Origin of the sequence: Atrimonas thermophila (assembly GCF_045864955.1) — a bacterium.
GTDB classification, from domain to species: Bacteria; Atribacterota; Atribacteria; order Atribacterales; family Thermatribacteraceae; genus Thermatribacter; species Thermatribacter velox.
This window is the reverse complement of record NZ_AP028803.1, coordinates 1,553,228-1,572,491: the sequence shown is the minus strand read 5'-3', so window position 1 is coordinate 1,572,491 and position 19,264 is coordinate 1,553,228. Positions and strand designations below refer to the sequence as shown.

The 19,264-nt window shown below is 45.2% G+C and carries 19 protein-coding genes; 16 read left to right on the top strand and 3 right to left on the bottom strand.

Annotation, left to right across the window (positions count from 1 at the left end; genetic code table 11):
• Nucleotide 1: 1 nt before the first annotated feature.
• Genes ACKTT1_RS08350 through ACKTT1_RS08320 form a run of 7 tightly spaced genes read left to right on the top strand, consistent with a single transcriptional unit; the run spans nt 2 to nt 6,658 of the window.
• On the top strand, nt 2-946 hold the full coding sequence (locus tag ACKTT1_RS08350) for a 4Fe-4S dicluster domain-containing protein (RefSeq protein ID WP_369018828.1): 945 nt from the start codon (nt 2-4) through the stop codon (nt 944-946).
• 13 nt (nt 947-959) lie between these two features.
• On the top strand, nt 960-1,958 hold the full coding sequence (locus ACKTT1_RS08345) for a 4Fe-4S dicluster domain-containing protein (protein ID WP_369018829.1): 999 nt from the start codon (nt 960-962) through the stop codon (nt 1,956-1,958).
• Complete coding sequence (locus ACKTT1_RS08340; protein ID WP_369018830.1) at nt 1,951-2,790, top strand: FAD/NAD(P)-binding protein; 840 nt, start codon at nt 1,951-1,953, stop codon at nt 2,788-2,790. The genes ACKTT1_RS08345 and ACKTT1_RS08340 overlap by 8 nt, the downstream gene beginning before the upstream one ends.
• A gap of 9 nt (nt 2,791-2,799) precedes the next feature.
• Nucleotides 2,800-4,134 (top strand): bifunctional folylpolyglutamate synthase/dihydrofolate synthase, encoded by a 1,335-nt coding sequence (locus tag ACKTT1_RS08335; RefSeq protein WP_412709233.1) that lies wholly within the window; start codon nt 2,800-2,802, stop codon nt 4,132-4,134.
• Nucleotides 4,128-4,931 (top strand): methyltetrahydrofolate cobalamin methyltransferase, encoded by an 804-nt coding sequence (locus tag ACKTT1_RS08330; RefSeq protein ID WP_412709232.1) that lies wholly within the window; start codon nt 4,128-4,130, stop codon nt 4,929-4,931. Before ACKTT1_RS08335 ends, ACKTT1_RS08330 begins: the two co-directional genes overlap by 7 nt.
• Nucleotides 4,932-4,987: 56 nt before the next feature.
• Nucleotides 4,988-5,836 carry a hypothetical protein gene (locus ACKTT1_RS08325; protein WP_412709231.1) on the top strand — a complete coding sequence of 283 codons (849 nt, stop codon included), beginning with the start codon at nt 4,988-4,990 and terminating at the stop codon, nt 5,834-5,836.
• A gap of 6 nt (nt 5,837-5,842) precedes the next feature.
• Complete coding sequence (locus tag ACKTT1_RS08320) at nt 5,843-6,658, top strand: hypothetical protein (protein ID WP_412709230.1); 816 nt, start codon at nt 5,843-5,845, stop codon at nt 6,656-6,658.
• Here the strand turns inward: ACKTT1_RS08320 and hydF are convergent, their stop codons facing one another.
• Entirely contained in the window at nt 6,659-7,918 is a 1,260-nt protein-coding gene (gene hydF / locus ACKTT1_RS08315) for a [FeFe] hydrogenase H-cluster maturation GTPase HydF (protein WP_412709229.1), read from the bottom strand. It lies immediately after the preceding gene.
• Nucleotides 7,915-9,408, bottom strand: coding sequence for an aspartate ammonia-lyase (locus ACKTT1_RS08310; RefSeq protein WP_412709228.1), 1,494 nt, complete (start codon nt 9,406-9,408; stop codon nt 7,915-7,917). The genes hydF and ACKTT1_RS08310 overlap by 4 nt, the downstream gene beginning before the upstream one ends.
• A gap of 56 nt (nt 9,409-9,464) precedes the next feature.
• Between ACKTT1_RS08310 and ACKTT1_RS08305 the strand changes: the two genes are divergently transcribed.
• Genes ACKTT1_RS08305 through ACKTT1_RS08275 form a run of 7 tightly spaced genes read left to right on the top strand, consistent with a single transcriptional unit; the run spans nt 9,465 to nt 16,410 of the window.
• Entirely contained in the window at nt 9,465-9,824 is a 360-nt protein-coding gene (locus ACKTT1_RS08305; protein ID WP_412709227.1) for a hypothetical protein, read from the top strand.
• 42 nt (nt 9,825-9,866) lie between these two features.
• The gene (locus ACKTT1_RS08300; protein ID WP_412709226.1) at nt 9,867-11,066 is read left to right on the top strand and encodes a Gfo/Idh/MocA family protein; all 1,200 of its coding nucleotides are present in this window, start codon (nt 9,867-9,869) and stop codon (nt 11,064-11,066) included.
• Between the two features lie 49 nt (nt 11,067-11,115).
• The gene (purS, locus tag ACKTT1_RS08295; RefSeq protein WP_412709225.1) at nt 11,116-11,370 is read left to right on the top strand and encodes a phosphoribosylformylglycinamidine synthase subunit PurS; all 255 of its coding nucleotides are present in this window, start codon (nt 11,116-11,118) and stop codon (nt 11,368-11,370) included.
• Between the two features lie 10 nt (nt 11,371-11,380).
• Nucleotides 11,381-12,103, top strand: coding sequence for a phosphoribosylformylglycinamidine synthase subunit PurQ (purQ, locus tag ACKTT1_RS08290; RefSeq protein WP_412709224.1), 723 nt, complete (start codon nt 11,381-11,383; stop codon nt 12,101-12,103).
• Nucleotides 12,076-14,274, top strand: coding sequence for a phosphoribosylformylglycinamidine synthase subunit PurL (purL, locus tag ACKTT1_RS08285; protein ID WP_412709223.1), 2,199 nt, complete (start codon nt 12,076-12,078; stop codon nt 14,272-14,274). The genes purQ and purL overlap by 28 nt, the downstream gene beginning before the upstream one ends.
• A 38-nt stretch (nt 14,275-14,312) precedes the next feature.
• Nucleotides 14,313-15,704 (top strand): amidophosphoribosyltransferase, encoded by a 1,392-nt coding sequence (gene purF, locus ACKTT1_RS08280; RefSeq protein WP_369018842.1) that lies wholly within the window; start codon nt 14,313-14,315, stop codon nt 15,702-15,704.
• Complete coding sequence (locus ACKTT1_RS08275; protein ID WP_369018843.1) at nt 15,676-16,410, top strand: DUF429 domain-containing protein; 735 nt, start codon at nt 15,676-15,678, stop codon at nt 16,408-16,410. Before purF ends, ACKTT1_RS08275 begins: the two co-directional genes overlap by 29 nt.
• On the opposite strand, the gene ACKTT1_RS08270 is transcribed toward ACKTT1_RS08275, so the two are convergent.
• A complete protein-coding gene (locus ACKTT1_RS08270; RefSeq protein WP_369018844.1) occupies nt 16,361-16,843 on the bottom strand; it encodes a flavodoxin family protein in 483 nt (160 codons plus the stop codon). The genes ACKTT1_RS08275 and ACKTT1_RS08270 overlap by 50 nt on opposite strands.
• A 112-nt stretch (nt 16,844-16,955) precedes the next feature.
• On the opposite strand from ACKTT1_RS08270, the gene ACKTT1_RS08265 reads away from it, so the two are divergent.
• Together ACKTT1_RS08265 and ACKTT1_RS08260 are read left to right on the top strand one after the other, a co-directional pair.
• On the top strand, nt 16,956-17,282 hold the full coding sequence (locus ACKTT1_RS08265) for a hypothetical protein (protein WP_369018845.1): 327 nt from the start codon (nt 16,956-16,958) through the stop codon (nt 17,280-17,282).
• Complete coding sequence (locus tag ACKTT1_RS08260; protein ID WP_369018846.1) at nt 17,269-19,242, top strand: V-type ATP synthase subunit I; 1,974 nt, start codon at nt 17,269-17,271, stop codon at nt 19,240-19,242. Before ACKTT1_RS08265 ends, ACKTT1_RS08260 begins: the two co-directional genes overlap by 14 nt.
• Nucleotides 19,243-19,264 lie beyond the last annotated feature (22 nt).

Genomic DNA, 19,264 nt, shown 5'->3' with positions numbered 1-19,264 from the left:
AATGTTTTCTGAAGAGGTAAGGGAAATTGCCCGCAGGTTGCTTGCGGAGAAAGAAGTGGATATGATTATCGGTTACCAGTGGGGTTCTCTTCCTTTCCGAACTTCGCCTTTGTTTGCTGAAGAGCTGCAGGATGTTGAAAAAATGATTTTTAATCCGTTGTGTTCGGTCAACCTTTCCAGGTATCTTCAGCGTTATAAAAAAAGTGATAAAAGATTGGGCATCGTTGCTAAGGGCTGTGATGCACGGTCGCTAATAGTTCTTCTTCAGGAAGAGCAATTTGAGCGTGAGCGCTTGAAAATCATTGGCGTCCCATGCAGAGGTATTTTGGACTGGAGAAAGATGTGGGATTCTCTGGGAAACTTTTCCCATGATGCAGTTTTTTGGAAGGAAGAGGGTTTTGTTATCGAGGGAAAGGAATATCACTATCAGGATTTTATGGAAAACACCTGTCTTCGTTGCCGATATCCCAACCCTCCTCTTTATGATTTCTTGGTCGGCGAGCCTCTTGACAAGAGTAATTGGGAGAAATTTGGTTTGGATTATGTGCAAGAAATGGATTCAAAAAGTCCTGAAAAGCGTTTTGACGAGCTTTACAGAGAGCTTAGCTCCTGTATTCGCTGCTATGCTTGTCGTGAAGCCTGCCCTCTTTGCTACTGCAACGAATGTTTTGTGGAAAGCACCCACCCTCGCTGGACAACTCCCTGTCCAACTTTCTCTGACAATTTTGTTTTCCACATGGGCCGTGCCATGCACCTTGCTGGTCGTTGCGTAGAGTGTGGAGCTTGCGAGCGAGCCTGTCCGGTAGGAATCCCCATTGCGCTTCTCACTATTAAGGTGGAGAGCATTGTTAAGGAGTATTTTGGTTTTGAAGCAGGGTTAAGCCTTGAAGAAAAAGCACCCTTGCTTACTTACAAAGAAAATGACCCTAACGAATTTATAAAGTGAGGGGTTAAGGATAATGAGAAAGGGTTACTGGAACCAGGAAAAGTTTCGAGAATGGATTGTGAATGAAAGGGACAGGGTATGGGTTACCCAGCGGCTGAAAAACAAATATCCGGATCTCTTTAAAAGCCTGGACAGAGAAATACGTACTGTGAAGGAAGCCTTTTATCCTCAATGGCGCAAAGTTTGTCGCTTCTTATGGAATAGAAAAGGATGGTCTGTGGAGGATTTGCCGGTTGAGGAGGAATCGCTACCCTCTTTGGTTTTTGCCTTGCCTTGCGAGGCAAAAGCGGTTTTGGATGTTCTGGACAGAATTTTTATTGGAAAAGAACCTCCAGATGGTCTCTATTTTTCACATCGTCGTTCTCTTCGTTTGGTGATTGTGGCCTGTCTTGCTCCCGAGGTAACCTGTTTCTGTAACTGGGTGGGTGGTGGACCCTTTTGGCATACTGATGATTCTCCCTTTCTGGTGCCTCTGGAGGAAGGGTTATATTTGGAGGATCCTGCTGATGTTTTCCCACTCACTTATGAAGGGATAAGTGCTGGGTTATCGAAAGAGGTTGAGAAGTTAAGAAAAAGAAGTGAATCTTTTTTAGAGCCTTTTGTTATAAATGAGGACTTTCCAGAGAGACTTTACGATAATTTTTACAGCGAAAAATGGGAAAAACTGGCTCGGAAGTGCTTTAACTGCGGAGCTTGTACTTTTCTATGCCCTACCTGTTATTGTTTTGATCTTGTGATGGATGGGGCGCTGAAGGGTTATCAGCTTTGTAGCTGGGACAGCTGTATGTTTCCTAAATTTACCTTGCATGCTTCGGGTCATAATCCACGTCCCGGTTATACCGAGAGAGTGCGCCAGAGGGTTCTCCATAAGTTTTCCTATTTTCCAATGCGTGAGGGTAGTTTTGGGTGTGTTGGTTGTGGGGTTTGTGTGACCGCTTGTCCGGTTAACTGGGACATCAGAGAAGTGGTTAGGGGAATGTTGCAAGAGGTGGGTGACAAAAAGCGTGAGTAAACTTCAAAATATTTATCTTCCTCGGCTCTGTGTTATACGGGAGGTTATTCCAGAAACTCCTGATATTAAAACCTTTCGAGTGGAGATTCCAGATGATTTTCACTTTGAATACCTCCCGGGTCAGTTTGCAGAGGTTTTTCTTCCTGGCAAAGGTGAGGCACCCTTTTCGATAACTTCTTCCCCCACTCAAAAGGGGGTCATCGAGTTTAGTATTAAGAGAATCGGGTTGGTTACCGAGGCTCTTCACCAGCAGGTTCCGGGGAGTCAGATAGGTATCCGGGGTCCTTATGGGAATGGTTTCCCCGTGAATGAGTTGGAAGGGAAAAATCTGCTTTTTATTGGAGGCGGCATTGGTTTGGCCCCTTTGAGGTCACTTATAAACTATGTTCTTGACCCTGAATATCGCTCTCGTTTTGGCGTGATTACCATTCTCTATGGAGCCAGAACCCCTCAAGACCTGGTTTTTAAGTGGGAGCTTAAGAGGTGGTCGGAGAGAGAGGATGTGGAACTCATCGTCACGGTGGATAAAGGAGACGAATCCTGGGGAGGAAGAGTAGGTTTGGTGCCTCAGATATTGCAGGCATCTGTCCCGCTGGATAGGAATAGACCACCTACTGCTATTGTTTGTGGTCCTCCGATAATGATTAAATTTACCATTAAGACGTTGCTTGAGATGGGATGTCGTCCTCAAGATATCATAACTACTTTGGAGATGAAGATGAAATGTGGTCTGGGGAAATGTGGTCGCTGTAACATTGGTCCTTATTATGTATGTAAAGAAGGACCGGTTTTCAGATATGACTTTTTGCGTAACCTTCCGGAGGAATATTGAGGTCGAGTCATGTTGTATCAAGAAGCCTTGCGCTACCTTTACGGTTTGATTAACTACGAGAAGATTGGTTTTTCGTATTCGGATTTAAAACTGGAGCGTATGCAGGAGTTGATGGACCGCTTGGGTAATCCCCAGTTCAGAGTACCCACTATCTTGATTGCTGGCACCAAAGGCAAGGGTTCCACTTCTTACCTTTTGCATAGGTTTTTGATGGCTTACGGTTTCAGTTGCGGCCTTTATTCCAAGCCCCATCTTGTAACTTATCGAGAGCGGATACGGATTAACGATACTTTCATCGGTGGAGATGAGCTGGGATTGCTGGTACGGCGTATTCGGCCCGTTGTTGAGGAAATGGGTCGCAGTTCTCCTTTGGGCAAGCCTACTTATTTTGAGGTTTCGGTGGCTCTTGCTTTTCTTTATTTTCTCGAAAGAAAGGTTGATTTGGCTGTTTTTGAGGTTGGTTTGGGTGGGCGCCTTGATGCGACCAATGTTTCCTGTCCGGATTTAACAGCGATAACTCCTATCGGAATGGACCACATGGATGTTTTGGGGAATTCTGTAGGGGAGATCGCCAAAGAAAAGGCTGGCATCATTCGTTCTGGGATTCCTCTCGTTCTGGCTTCTCAATGTCCGGAAGCTGAGAAAGTGATTTTGGAAGTTGCCCGCCTGAAAAGTGCTCCAGTAACCCGGTTTGAAGAAGAGTGTTTCTTTGAAATTCTGTCCAGAGATTCTTTGGGGTCTCAACTGCAGTGGGAGGTGAAAAGCTGGGGCAGGAGCGCATCATTATTCCCCCTTCTTGGCGACCATCAGGTTGCTAATTTTTTGATGGCTTTACTTATATTGCGGGAATGGGGTTTGGACTTTCGAGAACACGCGATAGAAACCGCGCTTACAAGGGTAAGCTGGCCGGGAAGGATTCAAGTAATTTCGGATCGCCCTTTGGTAATCTTCGATGTGGCCCATAATCGCGACTCCTTTCTGGCTTTGCGTAACGCTCTCCGTAATTATCTGGGTATTGAAAAAAGCACTTTCCTTTTGGGTTTTGTGAAAGGAAAGGATATCAACTCTATTGCGGAAGTTCTGGGTGGCTTTGCAGATTCGATAGTCGTTACCCAACCTTACACCCCTCGGGCCATAATGCCTGGCAATCTGGTTTCCCTGTTTGAGAGAGTTGCACCCACCCTGGTTGTCAAAGACCCGGCGATGGCCTACACTTTTGCAAAAGATTTAGCGGTAAAGAACGGATTGCCTCTGGTGGTCGCTGGTTCCTTTTATCTGGCCCGTCTTTTTGAGGGAGAAATTAATCGTATTTTTAATATTAGCGAGGAGGTCGAGCTGTGTTGATTATTATTGGAGAACGGATTAATGCCACACGTAAACCTATACGAGAGGCTCTGGAAAGAAGAGACGCTCAGTTTTTTATTGAAGAAGCCAGAAAACAGGAGCAGGCAGGAGCGCATTTCATCGATGTGAATGCAGGCACTGACGCTAACTCGGAGATGGAAAACCTTCCTTGGTTGGTGGAAATTATTCAGGATGAGGTGAGCGTACCTCTTTGTTTTGATTCTGCTAATGAAAAGGCGCTGGAAAAAGCTTTGAAGGTTTACAAAAAGAAAGAGTTAATCATTAATTCCTTTACGGCTGAGGAAGCAAAAATAAAAGCGTTGCTTCCTCTGGCTAAAGAGTGGAACGCTTCCATAGTTGGTCTGGCTATGGGCGAAGCCGGAATACCCCAGACTGGTCAGGAGCGCATGAAACTGGTGGATAGATTGCTGGAAGCTGTGCACCGCTATGACATCCCTGAAGAACGGCTTTTTATTGATCCTCTGGTTATTCCCGTGGGTACGGATTCTACTCAAGGGAAAGTTTTTCTGGAGACCTTAAGAAGTATTAAAGATAAGTTTCCCAAGGTGAAGACAGTTTGTGGTTTGTCAAACGTTTCTTTTGGTTTGCCAAACAGAAGGCTTTTGAACCGGACTTTTGTGGTGCTCTGTCTCGGATTTGGCCTGGACGCAGCAATTATTGACCCTCTGGACAGAGAACTGATGGCTTCCATCTATGCGGCAGAGGCACTTTTAGGAATTGACGAATTTTGTATGAAGTACCTTTCCGCTTTTAGGGAAGGCAGACTTAACACTTAAAGAAGTACTGTGTTATTATAGAGAAAACGAAAAAGGGGCTTTCGGTGTATCGCTTAATGCGCAAGATTTGGTTTTATGTAACATTAATGGTTGTTTTTGGTATGTTTCTTCCTCTGGTCAGAGCTGCTGAGTTACCCTCTGTTTCAAGAGTTTTGGATTATGCGCTCTGTAGAGGGCTTGACCAGGACGGTCTTCCCTTGGAACGTATTGAACAATTTTCCACGGAGGATGGAAAAATAATCTGCTGGGTCTTTCTGGAGGAGGTTTTGGAAGGCGAAACGCTTCGGTGGGAGTTCATTTCTCCGGAGGGAGCGGTTTTTGAAAGTATCTTAGTGATTGAGGAAACTAAAAAGTACGTAGGTGCACAGGGCATACTGGATCTTTTATCGAACGCTTCGAAAATTGTTCCCGGGGAGTGGAAAGTCAGGTTTTATGTCAATGACCGTTTGGTTTTTGAAGATGGCTTTGTGCTGATTGAGAGCAATGTGTTGGGTAGCAAGGACATTGATGAAGCGATTCAGCGGACCATTGCTCTTCTCGAGGAATTTGGTTACAAGGTTTTGAATATCGGGCTTTCAGAGGATAACCAGGCTTTCGTCCAGATGCAAATGGTGAGTAAAGACCTTTCCCAAGCGGTATGGAATCAAATTGGTTTTGGTTTTGAGAGTTTGCGTCGCCTTTTTCCAGGAGCTTCCTGGTTTCTGGTTCAGCTCGTCTTAGATGGGGAATATGCCTTGAGTTTTCAGGTTAGAGCTCTTGATTTTTTGCTGTGGCGTGAAGGTAAACTGAGCAAGGATGAATTTTGGAAGAAAAAAGTAATCCGTTACGTTTATAATATTAGAGAAAAGAAAGAGATTGAAGATGTTTCTCGTTTTTACTTTGAGAAGTTTGGAGTGGTGTATTGATACCTTATGCGCCAGGTTTTTAAAAGGTTTATTCCTGAAGACTTTCAATACCTGGCAAGGGCTTTTGCCGAACAGGGAACGTCCCACTTTGCAGAGCTGGTCAGAGACGATTACCGGGTACTGGACGTAGTTTTAGACGATGAAAATGTCTTTAAAAAGCTGGTCCTTGATGAGCATCTCTTTTTGAAAGTAAGTCCCTATTTTTACTTTGAGCTTCTTCTGAGGCAGGCAATAAGGGATATCAAACGGGAGAATTATACTCTGGAGCGTATAGGCTATAGAGAGCGGGTACCCGTATTTGATGGACCCAAGGTCATAGAAGCTGTTTCGAGGGAAGACGTGAGGGACTACCTGGTTGAACTGCTTGTCTCTTTTGTGAAGGTGAACAACATCACTCTTTATATTCGTAAAGGGAGAGGCATATACCTTAAAAAGTCTATAAGCGATATGGACTTTGACCTGATGCTTGAGATAAGCGAGAGAGTGGAAGAGCCTTATCGCTTTGTCTTTCTGAAAAGAGCTGGAGATATAGCACTCTTCCTGAGTGGGGTTTTTCCAGAGCAGCTGTTTGGTAGTCCTTTTAACGTTCGTCGTAAACCCTTTTTGCCTGTTTCGGTGAGCAGCAGTGAAGAGCTGGAAAGAAAGGGCAAAGAAGTTTACCGCCTTGCTGGGCAGAGCAAAGTTGCCCAGGAAAACCGTCTGGATACCATACTCGACTTTCTTGCTGCCCACTTTGAAGCAGTCAAGAAGCCTCTCAACGTTATGACTGACCGTTATCTCCACTTTAGAAAGTATGATATATTTCGCTTTCTGCAAAACTGATTACAGTGACCATTTCCCACCGATGCGATGAAAGAGACTGGCTGAAAAAGTTCTGGCTTGCAGCTTGGCTTGCATTTCAGGAAAAACTTCAAGTACCCGGGGGAAGAGTCCCTGTAAATAGGCAATGGTTATCCCGTAATTGGTAATGGGCACGTTCTCTCTTTTTGCAGTAAGTATGCGGTAATACATTTCCTTAGGGTTTAACATGCAGGCTCCACAGTGGATTATCAGCTGGTACTGAGAAAGATTGTCTGGGAAGCTGGCTCCCACATTAACATCGATATCTACCTCAAAACCCAGTCTTTGCCTGAGCCAGCGTGGTATTTTTATTCGTCCGATATCATCAGGCATGGGATGGTGGGTACAAGCTTCCGAAATTAAGACTTTGTCTCCAGGTTTGAGCTTTTCAATAGCTTCTACGCCTTCCACGAAGGTCAGGAGGTCTCCTTTGTAGCGAGCAAAGAGGATTGAAAAACTGGTAAGAGGTATTCCAGGAGGCACTGCTCCTGCTACTTTATGAAACACCTGAGAATCGGTAATCACCATTCGCGGTGGATTTTTCAGTCCCTGCAAAGTTTCAACCAATTCTCTTTCTTTAGTAATTACCACTACTGCTTCTGCATCGAGCAGTTCTCGAATGGTTTGTACCTGGGGAAGGATTAACCTGCCCTTAGGTGCGCCGAGGTCTATGGGGACCACCAGCACTACGGTGTCCCCAATGGTGACGAGGTCTTTAATTAGCGGTTTTTCCTGGTAGGAGCGTTGTAGTATTGATATAAGGGCTTTCTTCAGCTCTTCTATACCTTCTCCAGTTCTGGCGCTTACCCTGAAAGTGGGTATCTGGTGGTCAGCCAGGGTGTTGGTGGTTGCGACCAAGTCAATTTTATTCTGTACTCCAATGGTGGTTATACCGTTTTCTCGCAAAAGCTCGATTAGTTGCTTTTCAAAGGTCAAGTCTGAGTTGTGGTCCCACACCACAAGCGCCAGGTCACAGCGCCTGAGTATTTCCAAGGTTTTTTTCTTGCGCAATTCTCCCAGAAAACCTTCGTCATCCAGGCCTGCTGTGTCGATAAGCGTCACGGGTCCAAAGGGAAGCAATTCAACAGCCTTAAATACCGGGTCGGTAGTGGTACCGGGAATTTCTGATACGATGGCTACTTCCTGATGCGTAAGAGCGTTAATCAGAGAGGACTTACCAGCGTTTCTTCTGCCAAAAATGCCTATGTGGGGCCTCAGGCCACGGGGCGTTGTTTGTTTCACAACCTTTTCACCTCTACTTTTCCAAAACCTGGAATACCGGGTCTCGAGATTTCCAGGGGGTTCAAGATGTTTTTTAATTCTTCCTCAGAAAAGATTTTTTGCTCGATGAGAAAATCCCTAAAGTTTTTGCCTTCCCGGAGGCACTTCTGGACTAATTCTGAAGTACGTTCATGGCCCAGATAGGGAACTATACAGGTTGCCAGAGCGAAGCTTTTTTCCAGTAATTCGTTGCAGCGTTCCTGGTTGGCCCTTATTCCCCGCAAGCATTTTTCTGTGAAAGCGTTAATGCCTAATTTGAGTTCTTCTATCATTTCCAGTATGTGAGCGGCAATAAAAGGTCCGAGATGATTCAATTCCAACTGTCCACTGGAGCAGGAAAAAGCTATAGCCTGGTCTTTACCCATTACGTCGATAGCGATACCTTCTATGTATTCGCACATGACGGGATTGACTTTCCCAGGCATTATCGAGGAACCCTCTTGCAGGGCAGGCAGGCTGATTTCGCTAATACCAGCTCGTGGTCCCATGGAGAGTAGACGCAGGTCGTTGGCTATTTTGCGCAGGTTCACGGCTAATGAACGCAAAAGACCCGATACTTCAGAGAAAACATCCAGATTCTGAGTATTTTCGAAAAGATTCATGGCTTTGGCCAGCGGCAAACCACTTATCTCGTTCAAGTGGACGATTGCCCTGGCAATGTATTCAGGGTGAGCATTTAACCCTGTTCCTACTGCAGTTCCGCCAAGGTTAACTTCTTTTATTCGTTCCCTGCTTTTCCAGAGTCTCCAACGGTCGCGGGCGATGGCTTCAGCAAAGGCACCAAATTCCATTCCCAAAGTTATAGGAACGGCGTCCTGAAGCTCGGTCCTTCCTACCTTTAGCACAGAAGCAAACTCTTTCTCTTTTTGCTGCAGCGTTTCCTGGAGGTTAATGATTTCTTTTTCCAGCTCGTCGAGTTGCCAGAGTGTGGCTACCTTAACTGCGGTCATGAAGGTGTCATTGGTAGATTGGCTCAGGTTTACATGATCAAAGGGGTTGATTTTTTGATAGTTGCCTTTAGAATAGCCGAGTATTTCCAGAGCTCGGTTGGCAATTATTTCGTTAATATTCATATTGAGAGAGGTTCCAGCCCCGCCCTGAAAAATGGGTACGATGACTTCCTCATTAAATTTGCCCTCCATGCCTTCTTCGCAGGCTTTCAGTATGGCGTTGCCTATCTTTGCTTCCAGAAGGCCCACTTCCAGGTTTGCCCTGGTACAGGCCCATTTTACGGCAAAATAGGCTTTGACCAGAGATGGGGGGACTTTTTTTGAGAAAGGAAAATTATCTCTGGCTCTTTTGGAATGCACACCCCAGTAAGCATTTTCAGGTATTGCTTCTTCGCCCAGAAGATCCCTTTCTTTCCGGAAAAATTCCTTTTTCAATGCTTTACCCTCTTTTCTCTGTGTATTCACTTCTATTTTAGGAAAACCATCCAGGCTTCTTTTCATTTCAGGCCTGGTATAAGAAAGCGAAAATATTATAATATTCCAGGGAGGGGAGTGCTTTGACAGAGGAAATTCCCAGAGGAAGAATATTCCGTAATTATGTGGAAGAAAATTACTCTTTTGGCGAGTTTGCCCTTGTCAGGGTTCGTGGAGACAGAGCAGAAGTTGGCTTTGTGCTTGCCGAAGAGGACATCTCCAAGTGGCCACTTCTTCAAAAACAAACCCTGGATATGGCCAGGTATTTGATGCAAAGAATTAAAGAGGAAGGACTTTCAAAAGTAGCAGTTGCGGGAGTAGGTAAGGATTTGGATTTTTTCACGGTATCGATAGTGGTGAATCTGGAAGGGATGGAACAAGAAGAAATTTTTGCTCTGGCGAGAAAAGTAATGAGCTTGTTGCAAGAAGTCAATCCTTATTAGTTGGGGCTGGGGGCAATTATATTCTAAAAGGGGGCGTTTTGAATGGCTGAAAAGGTTGGATTTGTGACTATGGGCGAGAAAAAAGGTGTGGCGAAGGACATACCGGAGCTGGGTATCGGCATGCTGGGTTATGCTTTTATGGGCAAAGCGCATACCAACGCTTACAAAAAGTATCCCTATATTTTCTGGCCTCCGGTTGCTTTTCCTCGCCTGGTTGCAATATGTGGGCGCAATGAGGAAGCCGTTAAGGAAGCAAAAGTTCGCTATGGGTATGAGAAGTACTATACTGACTGGAAGACAATGCTTCAAGATGGTGAAGTACAAATATTTGATAATGGTGGTCCTAATAACTTACATGCTGAGCCCTGTATTGAAGCTCTAAAACTGGGAAAACATGTTTTCTGCGAAAAACCACTTGCTGCTACTTCTGAGGAAGCTCGGAAAATGTGGGAAGCGGCGCAGGCTTCCCCAGCTAAGGCGATGGTTTGTTTTAACTATCGTTTCGTTCCCGCGTTACGTCTGGCTAAAGAGCTAATAGAAGAAGGAAAATTGGGAGAAATATACCACTTTCGCGCTCAATATTTGCAAGAGTGGATTATGGACCCCAACTTTCCAGCTGTATGGAGATTGCAAAAGGGAGTCTCTGGTTCTGGAGCCCTTGGGGACCTTGGTTCCCACATTGTCGATTTAGCGCGTTTTCTGGTGGGAGAAATTACTTCCGTGAGTGCTTTAACTCGTACCTTTATTAAGGAACGCCCCTCTCTCGAAGACCCTCAGAAAAAAGTTCCTGTCGATGTGGACGATGCGTTTGTTGCCATCGTAGAGTTTGAGGGAGGTGCTATTGGCACCCTGGAAGCTTCTCGGTTTTGCGGTGGACGCAAGAATTATCAGGTAATCGAGATTAATGGTTCTAAAGGGAGCTTGCGTTTCAACTTGGAAAGATTGAACGAGCTTGAAGTGTATCTAACTGATGAAGAACCAAAGGTTTTGCGTGGCTTTCACGATGTGCTGGTTACCGAGAGCTATCATCCTTTTTATGATAAGTGGTGGCCCCATGGTCACATTATTGGTTGGGAACACACTTTTGTACATGCCATAGCACATTTTCTGGATGCTGTAGTGAACAACCGCTCTATTGCTCCTTATGGAGCTACTTTCGAAGATGGGTACCGCTGTGCTTTGGTTTGTGATACTATTTTGAAATCTGCAGAGACTGGGAAAAAAGAGTTGATACAGTATTAGAAACCAAAAGGCACGGAGTTTTCTCCGTGCCTTTTGAAGGAGGAATAGCATGAAATACCGTGGTAAAGTGGTCGTTACTTTAAAAAGTGGTGTTTTTGACCCTCAAGGAGTTACCATTAAAAATGCTTTGCATTCACTTTCCTTTGAAAGCGTAGAAGAAGTCAAGACGGGTAAATTTTTTGAGGTTTTGTTTGATGCTGAAAATGACGCGGAAGCCGAAAAGCTGCTTGAAGCAATGTGTCATCAACTTCTGGCTAACCCCATTATTGAGGATTTCGATTTCTCCTTAGAAAAAGTAAAATGAGGAGTGGACCATGCGTTTTGGAATCGTTGTTTTTCCTGGTTCTAACTGTGATCGAGACTGTTTCCATGTTTTGCACGATGTGCTGGGTGTGGAGACTGTATATCTCTGGCATGCAACAAGAGATTTGAAAGATTGTGATTGTATTGTGTTGCCAGGCGGATTTAGCTATGGTGATTATTTGCGAGCCGGAGCCATAGCTGCGTATGCTCCTATTATGCTCAGTATTCGGGAATTTGCTGAGAAAGGAGGGCTGGTTTTAGGTATCTGCAACGGCTTTCAAATCCTTGTTGAGGCTGGTTTACTGCCTGGAGTGCTTTTGCCCAACGTTGGTGGTCATTTCATATGTCGCTGGGTATATCTCAGGGTGGAGAACAGCGATACGCCTTTTACCATGCGATACGCTCAGGGAGAAGTGGTTAAAATGCCTATTGCGCATCAGCAGGGCAATTTTTTTGTTCCCCCTTCAGTATTTGAGGAACTGGAAAGGAACAATTTGATTGCCTTCAGATACTGTGATGCGCAGGGTAGAATTAGCCCGGATGCCAATCCTAATGGTTCGGTGGGGAATATTGCCGGAATAGTTTCGCCTTCGGGGAATGTTCTGGGCATGATGCCCCATCCTGAGCGCTGTGCAGAATCAATTTTGGGTTCAGAAGACGGAAAAAGACTTTTTCAATCTATTATTCAATGGTTGGAGGAGAGAAAGTGCAGCAAAGTGGTAATAAAGAAATAGCTTTGAGTCTTGGCTTACGAGAGGAAGACTACAACAGGATTCTGGAAATTTTGGGTAGAGTTCCGACTTCTACTGAGATAGCTATGTTCTCTGTGGAGTGGTCAGAACATTGTGGTTACACCCATTCCAGAAGTTGGTTCCGGCTTTTGCCCCGCCGGGGAAGGTTCCAAGCTCTGGTTGGAGAAGATGCTGGAGGCATAGTCTATGATGGATTAGCTCTGGTTTTCAAAATGGAAAGCCATAATCATCCTTCCCAGGTGGAGCCAAAGCAGGGTGCAGCAACGGGTGTGGGAGGCATAATCCGTGATATCCTAGGTAGTGGGGCTCGCCCCATTGCATGCCTGGATTCCCTCCGCTTTGCTCCTCCTGATGAAAATCATTCCAGGTATATTTTTCGGGGCGTTGTTGACGGGATTGCTTTTTATGGAAATTGTGTTGGTGTGCCAACGGTTGCAGGGGAGCTTTACTTCCATCCTTCCTTTCGAGGCAACTGTTTGGTGAACGTGATGTGTATTGGCCTGGTGCCCGAGAATGGTTTAATGCGAGCCGTAGCCAGGGGTGAAGGCAATGCCATAATCTATGTAGGTAACAAGACAGGAAGAGATGGTATAGGTGGCTGTAGTATTCTGGCCTCTCAGGAGTTTGCAGAGAATGAGGAAAAGAGGCCCAGTGTTCAGATTGGTGATCCTTTCACTGAAAAGTGCCTTATCGAAGCTACCCTGGAAGCCATAGAAACTGGTAGAGTGGTTGGAATAAAAGACATGGGTGCAGCAGGTCTTACCTGTTCCACGAGCGAAATGGCTGCAGCTGGTGATTCCGGGATGGAAGTTGACTTGGATCGGGTGCCGGTGCGCGAGGAAGGCATGGAAGCCTGGGAGATTATGATGTCTGAATCGCAGGAGCGCATGCTTCTCTGTGTTGAAAAGGGCTATGAAGAAACAATATGCAGTATTTTCAGAAAGTGGGGTCTTGAGGCAGAAGTTATTGGTCGGGTTGTTGACTCAGGAAGGGTCACCATACGTTACCGAGGTGAAATTGTGGCCGATGTTCCAGCCAAAGCCTTAACTGCTCCACCTTCTTGTGTGCCACCGTTTCACGAACCCCCTTACTTTAAGGAGCTCAACAGCTTTGCTTTTGACACGTTGCCTGTTCCTGAAGACCTTAATCAAACTTTTCTATCCCTGCTTGCCTCACCAAACCTGTGCTCTCGTCGCTTTGTTTACGAGCAGTACGACCACATGGTTCAAACCAACACAGTAATTTACCCGGGTTCGGGAACTGTGGTACTTCGGGTAAAAGGTAAAAACTGGGGTATAGCGGTGACCACTGACTGCAACCCCCTTTATTGCTTCTTGAATCCTTACCAGGGTGCTCAGATGGCGGTTGCTGAAGCTGCAAGGAATCTTGCCTGTTGTGGAGCCACTCCTGCTGGTATTACTGATTGCCTGAATTTTGGTAATCCTGACAAACCGGACCGTTACTGGCAGTTTGTGGAAGCCGTGAGAGGCCTGAGTGAGGCTGCTCAATATTTCAATGTTCCCGTGGTGAGTGGCAATGTATCTTTTTACAACGAAAGCCCAGAGGGTTCGATCTATCCTACGCCTACCGTCGGGATGATAGGGATTGTAGAGGATATTTCCAGAGTTATTCCTTCCTGTTTCAGTCAAGAAAACTTGCTGATTGTGTTACTTGGCGAATGTGGTGATGGGCTCGGTGGTAGTGAGTATTTAAGAGTAATTCATAATCTGGAGGTTGGCCCTCTTCCCCATTTTGATATGGAGGCAGAAAAGCGCCTTCAGGAAGTTTTAATCGAGCTTGTCAAAGAAAGATGCCTTTGCTCAGCGATTGACGTTAGCGAGGGTGGTCTGGCTATAGCCCTTGCCGAAGCTTCGTTGAGCGCAGAAGCGGCAGTGGGATTCGACATTGATATCGGTAATTGTGGTGATTTGAGAGAAGATGTAATTCTGTTTGGAGAAGCAGGGGGCAGAGCAGTGGTTACAGTTGAGGAGAAAGACTTTCCAAAATTTGAAAAGATTCTTCTTGAAAGGGGTTTTCCTTTCCAAGTTCTGGGGAGAAGTGGGGGTAAGCATCTGGTTTTCCGTAAGGGAAAAAGAGAACTGATTAGAGTTAGCGTAGAGGTTGCCAGAAAACACTGGGAAATGACGTTTTAATTTCTGACATAATTTTTTCAGAAAGGTAGGCGAAGTCTTTGCTGGGTTTAAAAGAGAGCTGTGGCGTTTTTGGAGTGTTTGGTTTGCCTAATGCTGTAGAGCTAACTTATTTAGGGCTTTTCTCGCTCCAGCACCGTGGCCAGGAGAGTGCAGGCATTGTTGTTTGGGACGGGAAGAGCCTGCAGGAAAAGAAGGGCATGGGGCTGGTTAGTGAGGTCTTTCATCCTTCAGACTTTGAAAGACTTAAAGGCCACGTTGCTCTAGGCCACGTCCGTTATTCGACTACTGGCTCTTCTTCCCTTAAGAATGCGCAACCCTTTTTGGGGGATTGTCGTTTTGGAGAGCTGGGCATAGCTCACAACGGTAACTTGACCAATACTTTGCAGCTTCGTAAGCAACTTACTCGTCTGGGTTCTGTATTCCGGTCTTCCATGGATACTGAGTTGATTTTGCATCTCATTGCTCGCAGCCAGTTCGACAATCTCGAGGACTCCATTAAAGAAGCTTTGTGGCAGATGAGGGGTGCCTTTTCGTTGGGAATCATTGCTCCTGACCGCCTAATTGCGGTTAGGGATCCCTGGGGTTTCAGGCCGCTCGCTTTGGGCAAATTGGATGGAGGTTATGTGATAAGTTCGGAGAGCTGCGCTTTTGATGTGCTGGGAGCTGAGTTCCTAAGAGAAATCGCTCCGGGGGAAATGGTGGTTATTGATCAAAATGGAGTTCGCTCGTTTTTCTATGCTTATTCCTCAAGAAAAGCCTTTTGTGTTTTTGAGTTAATATATTTTGCTCGTCCAGACAGCCTGGTTTTTGGAAACAGTGTTTACGAGGCACGCAAAAAGATGGGGCAGAAGCTGGCTGCCAGAGAGTTTGCTGTTGCTGATATGGTAATTCCCGTACCTGACTCTGGGATGTGTGCAGCTCTGGGCTTTGCAGAATTTTCTGGCATACCTTTGGAGCTGGGTTTTATCCGTAATCCCTATGTCGGTCGCACTTTTATTCGTCCTCGTCAGGATGAAAGGGAACTGGCGATAGATATAAAGTTGAACCCTCTCAAGAGTCTGCTACAGAACAAGCGGGTGATTGTAATTGAAGACTCGATTGTCAGGGGGAATACCTCAAGGAGAAGGATAACTACCCTGAAGAGGGCAGGAGTCAAAGAGGTTCACATGCGGGTTAGTTCCCCTCCTCATCGTTTTCCATGTTTTTATGGAGTGGATTTTCCAAGTTCTTCCGAACTCGTTGCTTTTGGAAAAAGTGTTGAAGAGATAAGGCAGTATCTGGATCTTGATAGTTTGCAATATCTCGATATTGAGGATTTGAAAGAGATAGTTGGAAACGCAGGTAAAGATTTTTGTTTCGCTTGTTTTAACGGCGATTATCCGGTTCGCATAGAGAAGGAGTTTGCAAAGAACGCTCTGGAAAAAGTATGAATTTATTGCGGGTGTAGACCTTTCCTGGAGCTTCAGGAAGGATTCCTGGGTTGCCCTTGCAAAGCGAAAAGGCTTTCTTTATGAGTTTTGCGATCTTTTTGCCCTAAAGGACTTTCTGGACTTTGAGCGCTTTTTTGCTGCTCACCCTTCTTTACTTTTGGCTATTGATGCCCCGTTGCGTATTCCTAATTCCGATGGCAATCGAAAACCGGAAAGAGAACTTGCCCCGCTTTTAAGGAAAGCAGGATGGGGTATCCTGCCCATTAGTCGTTCTTTTATCCTTAGTAGGTTTCCTTTGCTTTTTGAGTTTCATAAACTTTTGGAAAAACATGGCTTTCAGGTGGTGCCCGTTCCGGAGCCTTCTAAAGCGCGGGTAGTGATAGAAGTTTTTGCGTCCTTGAGCGCTATAGCTTTGTGCGCTGACCTAAAAATTGTTCGCCAAAGAGGTGAGGTGTTTATAGAAGAATTACTTCCCTGTCTCAAAGAAGAAACTGGTTCTTTTTTTGCGAAAAACCTGGAAACATATATGCGGCCCCTGCTTTTGGAAAGACAGAAAGGCAGGGACGTGGTGGATGCACTTTTGTGTCTTTATACTGCCTGGGTTGCAACAGTGTGTCCCGAGCGGATAAGAATTTTTGGCAATCCTGAAGAGGGGTTTATTGTTGTTCCTTTATCAAAGTTTTCCCCAACCTGGCTAATTCCTTAGCGTACTCCACGCATTCTCTTCGAGCTTCCTCTCCAAATGAATCTACGGCAACAGGGCCATAGTGGTTTCCCGAATGGACTCCTTTTATAATCATTCCATGGATTAATAGCGCAGAGAGTATTGACCAGATGGTGGTTTCGTTACCTCCTGCTACGTTCCCTGATGACGTGAATGCACCGCCGATTTTTCCATCGAGTTTTCCATGCAGACGAACACTTTCATCAAGGATTTGTTTTATCTCTGCTGCCATGGTTCCGTAATAGGTGGGTGAGCCTATTACGATGATTTGGTATTCAGGCAATTTATCAACTGAGAAATTATTTGCTTCCACAAGATCGGTTACAATGCCTTCTTGCTCAAGTGTTTGACTAATGGTTTCAGCCATTTTTTGAGTTGTACCAGTCCTTGTGTAGTAAAGTACGAGCGCTTTCATACTTGCCACCTCCTAACCCATTTTTTTGATAATTTTATCACGATTTATTGCAATTGAAACGGGGATTTGATAAGATTACGACGGTTATCAATAAGTCGGAGGGTTAACTTACATGGTTGTCGATGTGGTTGGGAGAATAAGGGAGCTTGAAAGAAAGAAAGAGCAGGAAATTCGAGAAGCAGAGAGAGAAGCTGCAAGGATTCTCCAGGAAGCCGAAGTCAGGATTCGGGAAATGGAAGAAAAGCTTATCCAGGAAACTCAGGAAGAAATAGAATTGATGAGAAAAAGCCGAATCGAAGATATTCAGAAAGAAGCAGCTCGTATACGGAAGGAGTATGAGGAGCAGGCAATGAATTTTGAGCGTCATTTTGCGGGGCGGCTTCCAGAGATGGTTAACTTTTTACTGGAGAAGGTGTGGACGGAATATGGCTATCAGTGAAATGCGCCGAATGCATCTGGTAGTGCACCGATCTTTTCGTGATACCTGTCTGGGCCTTTTGCAGGAACTAGGCGTTGTTTCCCTGGAAGAGGAGAGGTCTTTACCTGAAGATTTGATAGCCAGGGTTGGTGGTGATGGCAGAGTAAAAGAACTGGAAAATGCCTTGTTGGAAGTTAACTTCTGCCTGGATTTTATCGGCAAGTATTCTTCAAAACCTGCTTCTGGTTTGAGTAACTTTTTCCCTCAGCCCCTCGAAGTGCAGATGGAGGAATTTAGAAAACCATGTTTTGATCATACCTCGTTGTATAAAGCCTGTCGTTCTATTGAGGAACAGGTGCAGTCCTTAAGGTCCCGCCTTAACCGGTTGCTTGCGTTGCGGGAATTTCTTTCTCGAATCGAAAAAGTGGATGTTTTCCTTGAAGATGTGGGTTCCACGCGCTACACCCAGAGTTTTTTGATAGAGGTACCTGCTGAGAAAAGAGAAGTTCTAAGACAAAGGCTTTCAGAAGCTGGTACTCTTTGGGAAATGGAGGTCTTTCCGGGTTCGGGAAAAAATTTGATAGTTTTTCTGGTTATTCATAAGGAGTTTTTTGAAGCTTTTGAAAAGATAATCCAAAGCATGTCTATTTCATTGCTTGCTCTGCCTCAGGCTTTTGAAGGAACTCCTGTTGAGGCCAGAAAACAAATTGAGCAGCGCATAGAAGCATTGCTTGACCGCCAGAAAGAGTTGCTTCGCAAGGCTGCTCTTTATTCCAAGTTTGAGAGAGAGTTAAAAATTGCTCATGACTATTACTTGACGGAATTAGAACGCAAGGAGAAGGAATCGACTATTTTGCAGACCAGTGAAACCGCCATTCTCAGCGGATGGATTCGTAAATCCGATATTCCCCTCTTGGAGAAAGCCCTCAAGGATAAAGGTAAAGAATGGGCCTTATTTCATCGTGAACCTAACTTGGATGAAGAGGTGCCGGTTTTTATAGAGAATAATCGCTGGGTTCAAAATTTTGAAGTGTTGACCCGATTGTATGGTCTTCCCAACTATCGGGAAATAGACCCCACACCTCTGGTTGCAGGTTTTTTCTTCCTCTTTTTCGGGATTTGTCTTGGAGACACAATTTACGGGTTGATACTTGCCCTTTTGGGTTTTTTGGGGGCTTCTACTTTGAAAGTTCCCGAATCAACAAAGCAATTTTTCAGGATGCTTGCCTGGGGTGGCGTGGCTTCCCTGGTTGTTGGTGTTTTAACGGGTTCCTGGCTGGGAGACCTTTTTGACTATTTGCCATCCACCCTTGCTTTTCTGGGCCTTTTGAAGCGGAGACTTACTTTGATCGACCCCATAAACAACCCCCTGCCTATGCTTATCTTTTCCCTGTTTTTGGGTATAGTTCAGGTTCTGGTGGGGGTTATGGTGGGTTTTGTCAAAGAATGGCGGAGGAGAAATTATGCCAAGGCGGTGATGGATGAACTGGGATGGTTTGTATTTATCTCATCGATAGTTGTTTATTTGGTGGTTTTTTCGGTTGCTTCCTCCTATGCTTCAGTAGTTTTACCGGTGGTTGTTGGAGCAGCTCTTTTTCTGGTAGCGACTCAGGGAAGACATCAGAGGAACCCAGTAATGAAGGTCCTCTCTGGCATACTGAGTCTTTACGGGCTGGTTTCCTACCTGGGTGATGTGCTTTCTTATTCCCGACTTTTTGCTCTGGGTCTTTCCACGACTATTATTGCAATCCTTGCCCGTACCCTTTCTACTCTTTTTGGAAGTTCTCCCTACATAGGCTGGTTGATAGGTCTGGCAATTGCGTTGATTTTCCATCTCTTTAACCTGGCCATGAGTGGTTTGGGTGCTTTTGTCCACTCAGCAAGGTTGCAGTACGTGGAATTTTTTACCAAGTTTTATGAAAATGGGGGCAAAGAATTTAAGCCTTTTGGGTACAGGACTAAATACATAAAGATAATTTAATTAGCACGAAGGAGGTTTGAAA

Bases quoted from the DNA above. Each gene is read 5' to 3' on its own strand.
- ACKTT1_RS08350 (WP_369018828.1), top strand. From the start codon at position 2: ATGTTTTCTGAAGAGGTAAGGGAAATTGCCCGCAGGTTGCTTGCGGAG.
- ACKTT1_RS08345 (WP_369018829.1), top strand. From the start codon at position 960: ATGAGAAAGGGTTACTGGAACCAGGAAAAGTTTCGAGAATGGATTGTG.
- ACKTT1_RS08335 (WP_412709233.1), top strand. From the start codon at position 2,800: ATGTTGTATCAAGAAGCCTTGCGCTACCTTTACGGTTTGATTAACTAC.
- ACKTT1_RS08325 (WP_412709231.1), top strand. From the start codon at position 4,988: ATGCGCAAGATTTGGTTTTATGTAACATTAATGGTTGTTTTTGGTATG.
- ACKTT1_RS08320 (WP_412709230.1), top strand. From the start codon at position 5,843: ATGCGCCAGGTTTTTAAAAGGTTTATTCCTGAAGACTTTCAATACCTG.
- ACKTT1_RS08310 (WP_412709228.1), bottom strand. From the start codon at position 9,408: ATGAAAAGAAGCCTGGATGGTTTTCCTAAAATAGAAGTGAATACACAG.
- ACKTT1_RS08300 (WP_412709226.1), top strand. From the start codon at position 9,867: ATGGCTGAAAAGGTTGGATTTGTGACTATGGGCGAGAAAAAAGGTGTG.
- purS (WP_412709225.1), top strand. From the start codon at position 11,116: ATGAAATACCGTGGTAAAGTGGTCGTTACTTTAAAAAGTGGTGTTTTT.
- purQ (WP_412709224.1), top strand. From the start codon at position 11,381: ATGCGTTTTGGAATCGTTGTTTTTCCTGGTTCTAACTGTGATCGAGAC.
- ACKTT1_RS08270 (WP_369018844.1), bottom strand. From the start codon at position 16,843: ATGAAAGCGCTCGTACTTTACTACACAAGGACTGGTACAACTCAAAAA.
- ACKTT1_RS08265 (WP_369018845.1), top strand. From the start codon at position 16,956: ATGGTTGTCGATGTGGTTGGGAGAATAAGGGAGCTTGAAAGAAAGAAA.
- ACKTT1_RS08260 (WP_369018846.1), top strand. From the start codon at position 17,269: ATGGCTATCAGTGAAATGCGCCGAATGCATCTGGTAGTGCACCGATCT.